The sequence below is a fragment of the Pseudomonas sp. Q12-87 genome (genome assembly GCF_001269755.1).
Lineage (GTDB): Bacteria > Pseudomonadota > Gammaproteobacteria > Pseudomonadales > Pseudomonadaceae > Aquipseudomonas > Aquipseudomonas fluorescens_S.
On record NZ_LHVI01000034.1, the window covers coordinates 76,539 to 90,858 of the forward strand.

The following is a 14,320-nucleotide window of genomic DNA, read 5'->3' on the forward strand; positions in this document are numbered from 1 at the left end:
AATGCATTTCAAAGAGCGACCCAGACTAAGAATTTCACGCTTCTTTTTATTCGGGAACAAATAAAGCGAACGAATCGAAAACGCGGTCCTGAAGTTCATATTTATCCCGTGGCGAGGGAGCTTGCTCCCGCTGGGCTGCAAGGCAGCCCCAAAAGCAGCGACTCGATCAATCTGATACACCGAGGTGTCAGGTGAGGGGCTGCTGCGCAGCCCAGCGGGAGCAAGCTCCCTCGCCACAAGTGAACAGTGCGGTTCAGGAGGCAGGCTTGTGCCCATACCAACGAGGCGTGTAGACCCAGTTTCCGCCGGACGCACGCGGGAATAGGCAGGTCGTGGAAGAACCGATCAGCACCATGGTGCGCATGTCCACCTGATCCGGGGTCAACGCCCCCAGCGTCGTGACGCGCAGTGTCTGGCCCGGACGACCGATATCGCGGCCTAACACCACCGGCGTCTGTGCCGTACGATGGTGCGCGACGATCTCCAGCGCCCGCCCCAGTTGCCACGGGCGGGAACGGGAAATCGGGTTGTAGAACGCCAGGGCCAAGTCCGCCTCGGCGGCCAGGTCCAGGCGTTTTTCGATGATCGACCACGGCTTGAGGTTGTCCGAGAGCGACATTACGCAAAAGTCATGGCCCAGTGGCGCCCCGGCCTGGGCGGCCGTGGCCAGGGAGGCGGAGACCCCAGGAAGGATCTGCAGATCGACGGTGTGCCAATGGGCATCCGTCGACTCATGCAATGCTTCGAGCACCGCGGCGGCCATGGCGAACACGCCGGGATCACCGGATGACACCACCACCACGGAGCGGCCCTGGGCCGCCAGTTCGAAGGCGTGGCGGGCGCGCTGCATTTCTTCGCGGTTGTCGGTGCAGTGCTGCACCTGATCGGCCCGGAATGGCCCGGCCATGCGCACGTAGGTTTCGTAACCCAGCACGTCGGTGGCGCGGTCGAGTTCGGCGCGCACCGCCGGCACCATCAGCTCGGCAGCACCCGGGCCAAGGCCGATCACCGCCAGGCGTCCGCGCGGACGGCCGATTTGCTGGGAGTCGAGAGGCAGCTCAGTCACAGCGATGGCATGCTCGCCCACCGTGCGAATTGACGCGGGTTGGCCGAGGGTTTCGTTCAGCCATTGGGCGACATCACCACTGGCCGGCACGAAACGCAGTGGCACGTTCAAGGCCGACGCGGTCTCATGCAGTTCTGGCCGGGCCATGTCGCTGTCCGCCGCCAACAGGCACGCCAGCGATTGCACGGCGAGGCCGGCTTCACGCAAGCTCTCGCTAATGGCTGGCAACGCCCCTGCGCTGATCGCCACGACGACATTGCGCGGATAAATACGCAGCTCATCCACCGCAGGCGTGCCCGCCGCGCTGTCGATGCGGATCGCCAATCGTGCCTGTCCATCCTCGGGCAACTGCGCCTGGTCCAGCCACGGCGCAGCACCTTCAATACGCACCGTTTCACCGGCCAGCAGATCGGACACGAAGCGCTTGCCCTGCTCCAGGTCGCCGAGGCGGTAGCCGCTCGGCGGATTGAGCAGGCACGTGCCGAAACGCAATTCGCCGCTGGTGGTGATCGCCGGCGCGACTTGCAGCGTTTGCGCAATGTCGCGGGCCATGACATTGACCCCGCCGAGGCCGCCCAGCAGCGGCACCACGGCGCTGCCATCTTCGGCCACTGCCAGCACGGGCGGCTCGACGCCTTTTTCCAGCAGCAGCGGCGCCAGGGTGCGGATGACGATGCCGGCCGCGCACAGGGCGATGATCGGCGTGTCGTGCTGATAGAGCTCGCGCAACGTGGCGCCGAACTCCAGGTATTGACGATCCGCACCCTCGACCCGACCGGCCAGGCCGTGGATCAAGGCGTCCGGGTAGCGCTGCTGGATCCGCCGGGCTGTCGCGAGGCTGCCCGGACCGAGGATGACGATTGCCGGAGGGTTGGACGTCATCCCTGCCACCGTTCGCCCGGCACGATGATCAACGAGAAGTACGGCGAGGACATCGGCTCGACTTCATCCAACGGCACGATCTTCTGGTTGGCCATGGTCGCCCGTTCGACGTACAGCGCCCGCCCGTCCAGGCCCAGTTCCTGGAGCACCTGGCGAACCTTGGGAAAGTTGCGCCCCAACTTCATGATCACCGCCGCATCGGCATCGGCCAGGCGACGCTTGAGGTCCTCAAAAGGCAGCACGCCAGAGAGCACCGACAGGCTCTGGTTGCGATAGACCAGCGGCGCACCGAGCACCGAGGCACCACCAAGCATCGAGCACACGCCAGGAATGACCTCGGCGTCATAACGCTCGGCCAGGCGATCATGCAGGTACATGTAGGAGCCGTAGAAGAACGGGTCGCCTTCGCAGATCACCGCCACGTCACGACCGGCATCCAGGTGCACGGCCAGGTGTTCGGCGGCGGTGTCGTAGAAATCGGCAATCACCTGCTCGTAGGACAGCGGCGCCGGCAATGCTTCGGTGGTGACCGGGTAGACCAGCGGCAGCAAGGTCTGGGCTTCTTGCAGATGGGCTTCAATGATGCCGAAGGCATTGCCCTTCTTGCCCTTGGCGACAAAGTACGCCACCACGGGCGACTCACGCAGCAGGCGCAGGGCCTTCACCGTAATCAATTCCGGGTCACCGGGGCCTACGCCAAGGCCGATCAGACGTCCAGGCTGCTGCATCATTCAATCTCCGTAGCGAGGGCGTTGACGGCGGCGGCGGCCATGGCACTGCCGCCAAGCCGACCTTGCATGATCACGAACGGAACGCCACGGCTATTGGCCGCGAGCATCGCCTTGGATTCGGCGGCACCGACGAAGCCCACCGGGAAGCCGAGGATCAGCGCCGGTTTTGGCGCGCCGGCGTCGAGCATTTCCAGCAGGTAGAACAGCGCGGTCGGCGCGTTGCCGATCACCACGACGCTGCCTTCCAGGTGCGGACGCCACAGCTCCAGGGCCGCCGCCGAACGGGTGTTGCCCAGCTTCTGGGCCAACGCCGGCACGCCCTCGTCACGTAAGGTGCAGATCACCGGGTTGTTGGCTGGCAGGCGAGCCCGGGTGACGCCTTCGGAGACCATCCGCGCATCACAGAGGATCGGTGCACCAGCGGCCAGCGCCTGACGCCCGGCTGTGCCCGCGCCTTCGGAAAACTGCAAGCCGTCGATGGCCTCGACCATGCCGCAGGCGTGGATTACCCGCACCGCAAGCTTCTCAAGGTCAGCCGGAATGCGCGCCAGGTTGGCCTCGGCGCGGATGATCGCAAAAGAGTTGCGATAGATCTCCTGACCGTCGCGGATGTAATCAAGCATCAAGGGGGCTCCGGGGGCGCGCGTCGAGCCAGTGGCCGAGCACTTCAATAGTCAGATTGTGCGCCTGCAACGCGCCGAAACCCGGCAGCGTCGCATCGCGAAAATACAGGTCGTAACGACCGGGGGCCACCGCCAGCAAAGTGGCAGGCGCGATATGGGCTGCCGCACAGGAACGCGGACAACCGGACAGATGGATCTTCAAGATTCGGCCCTGGCGTTGCAGCAGCTCGGCCAGTTGCCGGGCATCGGCCTTGGTATTGGCCAAGGCTTTGCCGCAGCCACTGGAGCCGGTGCAGGCGATGAGTTGCGCCAGGGGTTGATCAACCGAGCACAACAGGCCCAATTCCTCGAGGCGCGCCAACACTTGGTCCGCATCCTCGCGGCGCACGTTGGGCAGCAGCAGGCTTTGCCAAGGGGTGAAGCGAAGGCTGGCGTCACCCTGCTCCCGCGCCAATCGTGCCGCGCCGCGCAGCATGACGGCGTCGAGCCGGCCAAGAGGCGCCGCCGCGCCCACGTAGACCCGGTCGTCGCGCTGAGGATGGGCGCCGAGGTGCAGCCCGTCGATGGAGGCGTCCCGCTGCCAACCCGTGCACGATTGCAGCGGCACCCGACGGGCCAACTGGGCGATGAAGTCGTCCAGGGGCACTTCACTCAGCAAATGGCGCATGCGTGTCTGGTCCGGGCGAGCCCGCTCGAGAAACTGCTCCAGCACCGCCACCACCAACGCATGCCCCTGGGCCAACGGGACCCTGCCCGCCGGTTCATCCAGCGGCGATCCGGCCAAGCCGAAGGCCAGCCAGGGCTCGCCATCGCACACAAGGGCCGAGAGCCAAAGGTCGTGATGATGTTCGAGCATCGCCATGGCTTCGCCGCCATCCAATTGCACGGCGAACTTGGCCGACAGCTCATGGAAGCGTTCATGGGTTTGCAAGGTAACGAGGATCCGCGCGGCCAGCGGGCGAGTATCGACCAGCATCTGCCGGTCGATCCCGGCCGAGGGGCTGAGCATCAGGTTGCGCACGTCATCGCCGGCCGGCGTTCGCGGGCCGAGTCCGGCGGCCAGCAGTTGCTCGATCAACGCGCCGTGCCGCGGACCGATCCCGCGGATTTGCAGGTTGCCGCGATTGGTCGCCTCGATCACGCCTCCGGCAAATCCCTCGGCCGCCGCAGCCACCGCATCGGCCTGATCCGCCCGGATGGAACCGCCATCGAGCTTGATCCGGCAGATCCCACCGTCCAACGCCTGGACGACACGCAACAAACCCGGACAACCCGAGGGGCGTATGACGTTGGTTGATGGACGTTCGTTCAAGGGATAACCGGTAGATAAGCACGCCGCAAAGGCGAAGGAGCGCCATTATGCCTGCTTTGCCGGGGGTCATGAAAAGCTTGCCGGTCGGATTAATAGGGCCAAGCACAAAGTTTGTGCACAACCCAATTCAAACTGTGGGAGCGGGCTTGCTCGCGAAAGCGGTCAGTCTGAGACGGCGATGTTGAATGAATCGACGCCTTCGCGAGCAAGCCCGCTCCCACATTTTGATCGAGTTGCCCGCAAATTCTGCGCTCAACACAAATCCACGGTGGGAGCGAGCCTGCTCGCGATAGCGGCCTGCCCGTGCCGATGCTACCGCGCCAGGCGCCTGATCCGCCTGGGCGCGGTATGATGGCGGCCCGGTTCGCGGGTGACGCAGCCCCGCCGAGCAAACACATTTTTTAGAGGAACACAGATGACACCCTGGCTGACCGTAGTGGGCATCGGTGAAGAAGGCTTCAAGGGCCTGGGCAAGGTTGCTCGCCGTGCGCTGCTGGGGGCCACGCGGATCGTTGGGGCGCAGCGCCAGCTGGATCTGCTACCCGTGTGCATCCGCGGCGAACGGGAACTGTGGCCCAGCCCGTTTTCCCTGGAGCCGCTGCTGGCCCGCCGAGGCGAGCCGGTGTGCGTGCTGGCCAGCGGCGACCCGATGTTCTACGGCGTGGGGGCGAGCCTGGCGAAGCAGGTGCCTGGCGAGCAGATGTTGGTCGTCCCGGCATCGTCGTCCTGTTCGCTGGCGGCGGCGCGCATGGGATGGCCGTTGCAGGAAGTGGTCACGCTGTCGCTGGTGGCGCGGCCCTTGGCGGCGCTCAATGTGCATTTATCCACCGGCGTCAGACTGTTGCTGCTGAGCAATGACCGCCACTCTCCTGCCGCCGTGGCGCAGTTATTGTGCGAGCGCGGATTCGGCCCCAGCCCCATGACCGTCCTGGAACACCTCGGCGGCCCGGCAGAACGACGGATCGACGGCACTGCGGCGCAATGGTCCGATCCCGACGGCGCCGACCTGAACCTGATCGCCGTGGAATGCCGGGCCGAACCGTCCGCGTTGCGTCTGTCACGCCTGGCCGGCCTGCCGGACAGCGCGTTCGAACATGACGGCCAACTGACCAAACGCGACGTGCGCGCCGTCACCCTGGCGCGCCTTGCGCCCACTCCGGGCGAGTTGCTTTGGGATGTTGGCGCCGGCAGCGGCTCCATCGGCATCGAATGGATGCGCGCCCACCCCAGTTGCCGAGCCCTGGCCATCGAAGCCGACGAAGGCCGCCAAGGCTTGATCGAACGCAACCGCGATACCCTCGGCGTGCCCGGCTTGCAGTTGGTTCGCGGCAGAGCCCCACAGGCGTTGGAAAACCTGGAGCGTCCGGACGCGGTGTTCATCGGCGGCGGCGTCACCCGCGAAGGCGTGCTCGACGCTTGCTGGGCCCACCTCAAGCCTGGCGGCCGGCTCGTCGCCAACGCCGTGACCCTGCAAAGCGAGATGACGCTCATGGACTGGCGCGAACGTCATGGCGGCGAACTGACCCGGATCCACATCGCCCAGGCCCAGCCATTGGGTGAGTTCGACACCTGGCGCCAGGCCTTGCCGATCACCTTGCTGGACCTGACGAAACCTCTCGATGCGTGACGAAACCGCCGAACAACCCGCCCCCCTGCGCAGCGGCCTGACCACCGGCAGCTGCGCCACCGCCACCAGCCTGGCGGCGGCACGCTTGCTGCTCGCGGGCACTCATGCCGACGCCGTGGAGATCGTCCTGCCCAAGGGCAAGCAGGTGCAGATGCGCCTGGAGTTCTGCCGGCTGACCGAGCAAGGCGCCGAGGCCGGGACAATCAAGGACGCAGGCGATGACCCGGACGTGACCCACGGTGCGTTGCTGTTTTCCCAAGTGCGCTTGATCGCCGAACCCGGGGTGCGCTTCCTCGCCGGTCGCGGCGTAGGCACCGTGACACGGCCGGGGCTGGTGCTCGCCGTCGGTGAGCCGGCGATCAACCCGGTGCCGCGCAAGATGATCGGCGATCACTTGGGCCGGCTGGCCGAGGACAACGGTTATGCCGGCGGTTTCGAGGTCACGGTCAATGTCGAGGGCGGCGAAGCCTTGGCATTGAAAACCATGAATCCGCGGTTGGGCATCCTCGGCGGCCTGTCGATCCTTGGCACCAGTGGCATCGTCCGACCGTTTTCCTGTGCGGCCTACATCGCCTCGATCCACCAGGGCATCGACGTGGCGACAACCAACGGTTACCAGCACGTCGCCGCCTGCACCGGCAACGCCAGCGAAGACACCATGCGCCGGGTCTACAACCTGCCGGAAATCGCCCTGATCGAAATGGGCGATTTCGTCGGCGCCGTGCTCAAGCACGTGCGCAAGGTGCCGGTGGAAAAGCTCAGCCTGTGCGGCGGTTTTGGCAAGATCAGCAAACTCGCCGCCGGTCACATGGACCTGCACAGCCGCCATTCGAGCATCGACCTGCCACAACTGGCCGAATGGGCAGCCGCCATCGGTGCCGACGAAACCTTGCAGCAAGGCATCCGCGAGGCCAACACCAGCCAGCAGGCCCTGGCCATGGCCAGCGCCGCCGGCATCGCCCTCGGCGACGCGGTATGTGCCCATGCCCTGGCCTTCGCCCGTAGCGTCGTGCCGGCCCAGGTCCAGGTCGAAGTCTTCGCCATCGACCGCCAGGGCGGGATCGTCGGTCACGCCGGAAGCTTTCAATGAAACGCATTCTGCTGCTGGGCGGCGTCACCGAAGCCCTGGTCATCGCCCGCACCCTTGGCCCCCGGCACATCTACAGCTTGGCGGGCGTCGGTCGCGTGCCCACGGACCTGACCTGCCAGGTCCGCGTCGGCGGCTATGGAGGTGCCGCGGGCCTGGCGCAATTCATCCGCGACCAGGGCATCGACCTGCTGCTGGACGCCACCCACCCCTACGCTGCGCAAATCAGCCAGAACGCCGCCGACGCCGCCCGCGCCTGCGGCATTCCGTGCTGGGCCCTGCGCCGTCCGGCATGGCAACCCCAGGCTGGCGATGACTGGCGCGAAGTGGCCGACTGGGCCGAACTGATCCAGGCCCTGAAGCCCTTCCACCGCCCTCTATTCACCCTCGGCCGCGAACCCTTGCAACATCTGAACGAGATTCCCCCAGAGCAATTCTGGACCCTGCGCGCCCTCGATATTTATCCCGCCAATGAACGCTGCGAAGTCATCGGCGCCCGCGGACCATTCCACATCGAAGGCGAGCGCGAGCTGTTTGAACGGCGGCAGATCGATGTGCTGATCAGCAAGAACAGCGGCAGCACGGCCACCGAGCCGAAGCTGGAAGTGGCGCGGGAGCGGAGGGTGCCGGTGCTGGTGTTGAAGCGGCCGGTGTTGGCGGGGGTGGATCGGGAGTTTGAGAAGCTTGACGAAACACTTGAGGCGTTGGCGCTTCTGGCCTGATGAGACAAGATCACTGCCTTGCATGAACAGTAACCTATTTGTTACCTTCAGGGCCGCATGTGATCACACTCGAAGAATATCTACAGGACAACGATACAAGTCCATTCGAACGCTGGTATTCCAGTCTGGATGCCCGGGCGGCATACAAAGTATCTAACGCATTGATGCGATTGGAGATGGGCAACACCTCGAATATCAAATGGTTCGACGGGTTAGGTGCATACCGCATCAACTGGGGCCCAGGCTATCGCGTGTACCTGACCCAGGAAGGTAAACGCCTGATTATTTTATTTGGCGGTGGTGATAAATCCACTCAGAGAAAAGACACCAAGCAAGCGAAAAAATTAATTGCTGAATTCCGGGCCCGGAAGAAGACAGAAAGGAACATGAGGTAACGCAATGGCTCTTACTCGAAGCTATAAACATACGATTGCCGAACGCGCCAAGCGTGATCCCGAGTTCGCTCAGATTTTGCTGGATGAAGCGGCAACCTTATTCTTGAATGGCGAACCAGAGATGGCGAGGATGATTCTTCGCGATCTCGTGAACGCCACTGTTGGCTTCGAAGAACTGTCCAAGGAAACTTCCAAGCCGAGCAAGAGCTTGCATCGAATGCTCTCAGCCAAGGGCAATCCAAGCATGGACAACTTGGCGGCAATATTCGCGGTCATTCGCACCACGTTAGGCGTCGACATGCAGGTGCATGCTGTTCCTGCAAATTGAGGTACGCGGTAACAAGCGATTGACTGATCACTCCGTGGCGAGGGAGCTTGCTCCCGCTGGGCTGCGCAGCAGCCCCAAAAAAGTCGATCTGCATTCTGCCGACATACCTTAACTTGAAGATTCAGGGCCGCTTCACGCCCCAGCGGGAGCAAGCTCCCTCGCCACCCCGCATCCACTTACAAAACTGTTTGCTACTGTTAAGGCAAACCCTGCGACCCTACACCGCATACGCCTTTTTTACTTATCAACTCCGATCAGGCTAAATACCGCCACCTGATCGCCCAACCGAGCGGATTGCCCCATGTCCCGACAACGGCTTGCATTTGCCTGGATCGCCTGCTTCGCAGTGCTGTTCAACATGCTTGCCATGCCGCTTTCCAGCAACGCCGGCGCAATGGCCAAGGCGCAGGCCCAAGCGCCGTCGGAGCAGTTGTTGTGGGGCAGTTTCTGTTCGTCCAATGGCATGAAGATGGTGGCGATTCCCCTGGGCAAGTTCGAACAGGGCTCGCCGCAGAAGGACAACCACTCGACGATGCAGCATTGCTGGTGCTGCTCCGGTTCGGTCCCGTTGGTGGCGCTCGCCGGGCATATCCCGCAGTTGTACCTGGATGCCCAACTGGCCCATCGCGGCGCAATCCACTCCAAGCTCGACAGCCCCACGCCTCGCCAGCAATGGCCCAGCCTCAACCCCCGCGCCTCGCCCCTGGCCTGATTCCCACCGCATGAACCTGCGTCCTGAATCGTTCCGGAGAATCGCCATGTTGAACAGACTCATCCTGCTGGCTGCCTTGCTGCTTCCCGTCGGCTTCGCCCAAGCTCACCAATACAAGGTCGGCGCGCTCGAGATTGCCCATCCCTGGTCCCAGGAATTGCCGCCCAATGCGCCGACCGTGGCCGCCTATTTCGTCATCCACAACAGCGGCACCACCGCCGACAAACTGCTCAGTGTCGACACGCCAATCGCCGGCAAGGCCGAGCTCCATGAGCATGTGATGCAAAACGACCTGATGAAAATGCAGCCGGTGCCTGTCGTGGATATTGCCCCCGGCGCCACCGTTACCTTCGCGCCGATGGCGTATCACGTGATGCTGCTGGATCTAAAAGACCGCAGCCTGCTCAGCGACGGCAAACGCTTCCCCATGACGCTGCATTTTGAAAAAGCCGGGGATGTCACGGTCGACGTTGCGGTGCAGAAAAAGGCCCCTGACGGCACGAAAACGCATATGCACGCGCAGTAGTCGTAGCCGCCCATGCACGCTCCTCGCGCCAGACTGTCCATGCCCCGCCGTCAGCCCATGAGCCTGACACGCGGCAGCTGGATCAGCCTGTTCGCCATGTTGATGATCTTTATCGGCCCGCTGGTTTCCCAGTCGATGCCGATGGATCAGCGCATGTCTTCGTCCATGTCCACCGCCATGTCGATGGACATGACCATGGACATGACGGCGCACGAAACGCCAGCAGCCGAACATTGCCCACCCCAGAGCGAGCATCACGCCCTGTGGGAAAAATGCGGCTATTGCAGCCTGCTGTTCAACTGTCCGGCCCTGACCGGCGGCCACAGTTTCACTGTCTTCGATACACCGCTCGCCAATACCTACACCAGTCCCTCCCCGCGCCTGGGCCATGCCCGGCCAGCGTTCTTCCCGGGTGCTCGCACCCGCGCACCACCCTTCGCCGCGTAAACCCGACACATACCTCACCCGGTCGCACAAGACAGTTCCAGGCTGCCCGACCGTGTCGTTTACGTCTGTTCGATGGAATCATCATGTCCAGGTTTTCTGCCGGCATCGCTTTGGGCACTGCCCAGGCCAGTTGCCCCCCGAACGAGCCCCGGGTTCGTTTGCGTCACACCGTCGCCGCGCTGTGCGGCCTGCTGCTTGCGCCCTATGCACTCGCCGATGAGCACGAGTTTCACCTGAGCGAGGTCGAAGAACTGAGCCCGACGGTCATCACCGCCATTGCTCCCAGTTCACCATTGACTGTCGTCACCAATCCCAAGGACCCTCGCCAGCCGGTGCCGGCCAGTGATGGTGGCGACTACCTCAAGACCATTCCTGGCTTTGCCCTGGTGCGCAACGGTGGCACCAATGGCGATCCGGTGCTTCGCGGCATGTTCGGCTCGCGGCTGAACATCCTCACCAATGGCAGCATGCTGCTGGGTGCCTGCCCAGGGCGGATGGACGCGCCGACGTCCTACATTTCACCGGAAACCTACGACAAGCTCACCGTGATCAAGGGTCCGCAAACCGTGCTCTGGGGCCCCGGCGCATCGGCGGGAACCGTGCTGTTCGAGCGCGAGCCAGAACAGTTCGGCGAGTTGGGCACGCGGGTCAACGCCAGTGTGCTGGCCGGCTCCAACGGCCGTTTCGACAAAGTGGTGGATGCCGCCGCCGGTGGGCCGCTGGGGTATGTACGAGTGATCGGCAACACCGCCCACTCGGACGATTACCGCGACGGCAACAACGACACCGTGCCCTCGCGCTACGACAAATGGAACGGCGATGTCACCCTCGGCTGGACCCCGGACGCCGACACCTTGCTGGAATTGACTGCTGGCAAGGGCGACGGTGAGGCGCGCTACGCCGGGCGCGGCATGGACGGCTCCCAATTCAAGCGCGAAAGCCTCGGGCTGCGTTTCGAACGTTCCAACATCGGTGACGTGCTGGATAAGGTCGAGGCGCAGGTCTATTACAACTACGCCGACCACGTGATGGACAACTACACCCTGCGCACGCCGTCCGGCACCGGGATGATGGCTGGCCCCATGGCTTCCAACGTCGACCGGCGCACCCTCGGCGCGCGCATCAAGGCCACCTGGCGCTGGGCCGATGTGCAACTGATCAGCGGCCTGGACGCCCAGACCAACGAACACCGCCAGCGCAGCAGCATGGGCGTCGACACCTACAAGGAACTGCCGTACACCAAGGACGCCGACTTCCATAATTACGGCGTGTTCAGCGAATTGACCTGGTACGCCGCCGATCGCGACAGGCTGATCACTGGCGCCCGGCTCGACCGCGCCTCGGCCAAGGATTACCGCCAGAGCATCGGTTCCGGTATGTCGGCCCGCCCCAACCCCACCGCCGATGATACCCGTGCCGACACGCTACCCAGCGGTTTCGTGCGCTACGAGCACGACCTGGAAGACAGTCCCACCACCCTTTATGCCGGCCTGGGGCACTCGCAACGCTTCGCGGATTACTGGGAGCTGTTCTCGCCTAACGCCGGCCCCAACGGCTCATTGAATGCCTTCGACGCGATCAAGCCGGAGAAAACCACCCAGCTCGACTTCGGCCTGCAATACAAGGCCGAAAACCTCGAAGCCTGGGCATCGGCTTATGTCGGCCAAGTGCGCGACTACATCCTGTTCGACTACACACCCGGGATGATGGGCACCACTTCCCGGGCCGAGAACATCGACGCGCGGATCATGGGTGGTGAGCTGGGCGCAGCCTACAAGCTGACCGAACACTGGAAGGCCGACGCAACCCTGGCGTATGCCTGGGGCAAGAACAGCAGTGACGGCAGCGCCTTGGCACAGATGCCGCCGCTGGACGCACGCCTGGGCCTGACCTACAGCGAAGACCGCTGGAGCGCCGGTGCCTTGTGGCGGGTGGTGGCGGCGCAGCACCGTGTCGATGAGAACAAGGGCAACGTGGTGGGCAAGGACTACGGCACAAGCTCCGGCTTCGGCGTGTTCTCGCTCAATGGCGCCTACCGCATCAACGCGCACTGGAAGGTCAGCAGCGGCGTCGACAACCTGTTTGGCAAAGCCTATGCCGAGCACCTGAACCTGGCCGGCAACGCCGGATTCGGCTACCCGGCGAGCGACCCGCAAGCCATCAACGAACCGGGGCGTACGCTTTGGACGAAGGTGGATATGAGTTTCTGACAACAACGGCGAGCCTGGCATATCACCCCGTGTTCAGCCAAGGCTTCGCTGAAACCGCACAAAACATAACGATCACATTTGCCCTGCGGAGTGCTTTCTGATGAGCCAACCGAAACCCAATTTCTACAATCTGGCCTGGCGCTGGCATTTCTATGCCGGGCTGTTCGTGGCGCCATTCATGGTGATGCTGTCCCTGACCGGCATCATTTACCTGTTCAAGCCGCAACTCGATCCGCTGATGTATGGCAGCCTGCTGAACGTGCCCGCCGGGCATCACTCCCTGGCGGCCGATGATCTGCTCAGGCAGGTTCGCCAGGCCTACCCCGAAGGCCAGGTCAAACAGTACCTGCCGCCAGTCAACGCCGAGCGCAGCGCGCAGTTCGTGGTGATCGACAAGGGGCGAGAGCTGAACGTATTCATCGACCCGTACCATGGCGACGTGTTGGGTGAGCAGGATGCCAAAAACAACCTGCAAGCCATGGCCCGGGCCATCCACGGCGAATTGCTGATCGGCACCGTCGGCGACCGCCTGGTGGAAATGGCCGCCGGCTGGGGCGTGGTGCTGGTGGTGTCGGGGCTGTACTTGTGGTGGCCACGCGGACAATCGTCGGCCGGTGTGCTGTGGCCGCGCTGGAGCAGTCGTGGCCGGTTGTTCTGGCGCGACCTGCACGTGGTCGCCGGGTTCTGGGGCGCGGCGTTGCTGTTGGTGATGCTGCTCAGCGGCATGACCTGGACCGGTTTCTGGGGCAAGCAATACGCCGACCTCTGGAACCGTTTCCCGGCGGCGATGTGGAATGACGTGCCCAAGTCCGACGTCGAGGCCGGCAGCCTCAATAACGCCCACCGCCAGACCGTGCCTTGGGCCATGGAAAATACGCCGATGCCGATGTCCGGCGACCACGCCGAGCACATGGCCCACGGTGGCATGCACGAAGGTCCTGCGGCGCCGACCGTCAGCCTGCAAGCGGTACAGGACATCGCTACCGAACGCCAGGTCGAGCCCGGCTACAGCATCACGATTCCAACGACCGCTTCGGGCGTGTTCACCATCGCCGTGTTCGCCGACGACCCGCGTAACGACGCCACCCTCCACGTGGACCAATACACCGGCAAGGTCCTGGCCGACGTGCGCTGGGCCCATTACAACGTTGTCGCCCGCGCCACCGAAACCGGCGTGATGCTGCACGAAGGCAAGATGTTCGGCCCGCTGAACCAGATCATCGTGCTGCTGATTTGCCTGATGATTTTGCTCAGCGCCGTGAGCGGCCTGGTGATCTGGTGGAAGCGCCGCCCCCAGGGCAAGCTCGGCGTGCCGCCGCTGCGTCACGACCTGCCGACGTGGAAGGGTGGGGTCTTCATCATGCTGGCCTTGGCGGTGGTGTTCCCGTTGGTGGGGGCTTCGTTGGTGGTGGTGTGGTTGCTGGACCGACTCGTCACCCGGTTCAATCGCCAGGCTGAGGCGGCTTCATCTTCAAGCTGAAGACGGCGCGTTAACGGAAGGCGGCGCGAAGCCTCTACAATCGCGCCCGCTTTCCAAACCACGAACACCCTCCAAACTGTGGGAGCGGGCTTGCTCGCGAATGCGGTGTGTCAGTCGACATTCACGTGTCTGACACACCGCATTCGCGAGCAAGCCCACTCCCACAATGGTC

The 14,320-nt window shown here is 63.8% G+C and carries 14 protein-coding genes; 10 read left to right on the plus strand and 4 right to left on the minus strand.

Features of this window, described 5'->3' with window-relative positions:
• Positions 1-253: 253 nt before the first annotated feature.
• From cobJ to cobG, 4 genes are read right to left on the minus strand one after another with little or no spacing between them, the layout of a single operon-like run.
• Positions 254-1,948, minus strand: a complete 1,695-nt coding sequence (cobJ, locus tag AD663_RS24785) for a precorrin-3B C(17)-methyltransferase (protein ID WP_053214710.1) — start codon at positions 1,946-1,948, stop codon at positions 254-256.
• Positions 1,945-2,676 carry a precorrin-2 C(20)-methyltransferase gene (locus AD663_RS24790; protein ID WP_053214711.1) on the minus strand — a complete coding sequence of 244 codons (732 nt, stop codon included), beginning with the start codon at positions 2,674-2,676 and terminating at the stop codon, positions 1,945-1,947. Before AD663_RS24790 ends, cobJ begins: the two co-directional genes overlap by 4 nt.
• On the minus strand, positions 2,676-3,302 hold the full coding sequence (locus AD663_RS24795) for a precorrin-8X methylmutase (RefSeq protein ID WP_003186258.1): 627 nt from the start codon (positions 3,300-3,302) through the stop codon (positions 2,676-2,678). The genes AD663_RS24790 and AD663_RS24795 overlap by 1 nt, the downstream gene beginning before the upstream one ends.
• Positions 3,295-4,614 carry a precorrin-3B synthase gene (gene cobG / locus AD663_RS24800; RefSeq protein WP_053214712.1) on the minus strand — a complete coding sequence of 440 codons (1,320 nt, stop codon included), beginning with the start codon at positions 4,612-4,614 and terminating at the stop codon, positions 3,295-3,297. The genes AD663_RS24795 and cobG overlap by 8 nt, the downstream gene beginning before the upstream one ends.
• Before the next feature lie 415 nt (positions 4,615-5,029).
• Here cobG and AD663_RS24805 point away from each other — a divergent pair, with 415 nt between their 5' ends.
• The 10 genes from AD663_RS24805 (at position 5,030) to AD663_RS24850 (ending at position 14,148) form a co-directional block, all read left to right on the plus strand.
• Positions 5,030-6,241 (plus strand): bifunctional cobalt-precorrin-7 (C(5))-methyltransferase/cobalt-precorrin-6B (C(15))-methyltransferase, encoded by a 1,212-nt coding sequence (locus AD663_RS24805; protein WP_003186262.1) that lies wholly within the window; start codon positions 5,030-5,032, stop codon positions 6,239-6,241.
• The gene (locus AD663_RS24810) at positions 6,234-7,331 is read left to right on the plus strand and encodes a cobalt-precorrin-5B (C(1))-methyltransferase (RefSeq protein WP_003186264.1); all 1,098 of its coding nucleotides are present in this window, start codon (positions 6,234-6,236) and stop codon (positions 7,329-7,331) included. Before AD663_RS24805 ends, AD663_RS24810 begins: the two co-directional genes overlap by 8 nt.
• Positions 7,328-8,050, plus strand: a complete 723-nt coding sequence (locus AD663_RS24815) for a cobalt-precorrin-6A reductase (protein WP_003186266.1) — start codon at positions 7,328-7,330, stop codon at positions 8,048-8,050. The genes AD663_RS24810 and AD663_RS24815 overlap by 4 nt, the downstream gene beginning before the upstream one ends.
• A gap of 59 nt (positions 8,051-8,109) precedes the next feature.
• Positions 8,110-8,445, plus strand: a complete 336-nt coding sequence (locus AD663_RS24820; RefSeq protein ID WP_003186267.1) for a type II toxin-antitoxin system RelE/ParE family toxin — start codon at positions 8,110-8,112, stop codon at positions 8,443-8,445.
• A gap of 4 nt (positions 8,446-8,449) precedes the next feature.
• Positions 8,450-8,773 (plus strand): DNA-binding protein, encoded by a 324-nt coding sequence (locus AD663_RS24825; protein WP_003186269.1) that lies wholly within the window; start codon positions 8,450-8,452, stop codon positions 8,771-8,773.
• A gap of 301 nt (positions 8,774-9,074) precedes the next feature.
• Positions 9,075-9,485 carry a DUF2946 domain-containing protein gene (locus AD663_RS24830; RefSeq protein WP_003186271.1) on the plus strand — a complete coding sequence of 137 codons (411 nt, stop codon included), beginning with the start codon at positions 9,075-9,077 and terminating at the stop codon, positions 9,483-9,485.
• Between the two features lie 46 nt (positions 9,486-9,531).
• Positions 9,532-10,011 carry a copper chaperone PCu(A)C gene (locus tag AD663_RS24835; protein ID WP_003186273.1) on the plus strand — a complete coding sequence of 160 codons (480 nt, stop codon included), beginning with the start codon at positions 9,532-9,534 and terminating at the stop codon, positions 10,009-10,011.
• Between the two features lie 57 nt (positions 10,012-10,068).
• Positions 10,069-10,458: a DUF2946 domain-containing protein gene (locus AD663_RS24840; protein WP_003186275.1), complete on the plus strand. Its 390-nt coding sequence runs from the start codon at positions 10,069-10,071 to the stop codon at positions 10,456-10,458.
• An 83-nt stretch (positions 10,459-10,541) separates the two neighbouring features.
• A complete protein-coding gene (locus AD663_RS24845; protein WP_003186277.1) occupies positions 10,542-12,668 on the plus strand; it encodes a TonB-dependent copper receptor in 2,127 nt (708 codons plus the stop codon).
• A gap of 100 nt (positions 12,669-12,768) precedes the next feature.
• The gene (locus AD663_RS24850) at positions 12,769-14,148 is read left to right on the plus strand and encodes a PepSY domain-containing protein (RefSeq protein WP_053214713.1); all 1,380 of its coding nucleotides are present in this window, start codon (positions 12,769-12,771) and stop codon (positions 14,146-14,148) included.
• The last annotated feature ends 172 nt before the right edge of the window (positions 14,149-14,320 follow it).

Excerpts from the sequence above, each read along its gene's own strand:
- AD663_RS24840 (WP_003186275.1), top strand. The coding sequence starts at position 10,069 with ATGAGCCTGACACGCGGCAGCTGGATCAGCCTGTTCGCCATGTTGATG.
- AD663_RS24825 (WP_003186269.1), top strand. The coding sequence starts at position 8,450 with ATGGCTCTTACTCGAAGCTATAAACATACGATTGCCGAACGCGCCAAG.
- AD663_RS24850 (WP_053214713.1), top strand. The coding sequence starts at position 12,769 with ATGAGCCAACCGAAACCCAATTTCTACAATCTGGCCTGGCGCTGGCAT.
- AD663_RS24845 (WP_003186277.1), top strand. The coding sequence starts at position 10,542 with ATGTCCAGGTTTTCTGCCGGCATCGCTTTGGGCACTGCCCAGGCCAGT.
- AD663_RS24815 (WP_003186266.1), top strand. The coding sequence starts at position 7,328 with ATGAAACGCATTCTGCTGCTGGGCGGCGTCACCGAAGCCCTGGTCATC.
- AD663_RS24835 (WP_003186273.1), top strand. The coding sequence starts at position 9,532 with ATGTTGAACAGACTCATCCTGCTGGCTGCCTTGCTGCTTCCCGTCGGC.
- AD663_RS24810 (WP_003186264.1), top strand. The coding sequence starts at position 6,234 with ATGCGTGACGAAACCGCCGAACAACCCGCCCCCCTGCGCAGCGGCCTG.
- cobJ (WP_053214710.1), bottom strand. The coding sequence starts at position 1,948 with ATGACGTCCAACCCTCCGGCAATCGTCATCCTCGGTCCGGGCAGCCTC.
- AD663_RS24830 (WP_003186271.1), top strand. The coding sequence starts at position 9,075 with ATGTCCCGACAACGGCTTGCATTTGCCTGGATCGCCTGCTTCGCAGTG.
- AD663_RS24805 (WP_003186262.1), top strand. The coding sequence starts at position 5,030 with ATGACACCCTGGCTGACCGTAGTGGGCATCGGTGAAGAAGGCTTCAAG.
- AD663_RS24795 (WP_003186258.1), bottom strand. The coding sequence starts at position 3,302 with ATGCTTGATTACATCCGCGACGGTCAGGAGATCTATCGCAACTCTTTT.
- AD663_RS24790 (WP_053214711.1), bottom strand. The coding sequence starts at position 2,676 with ATGCAGCAGCCTGGACGTCTGATCGGCCTTGGCGTAGGCCCCGGTGAC.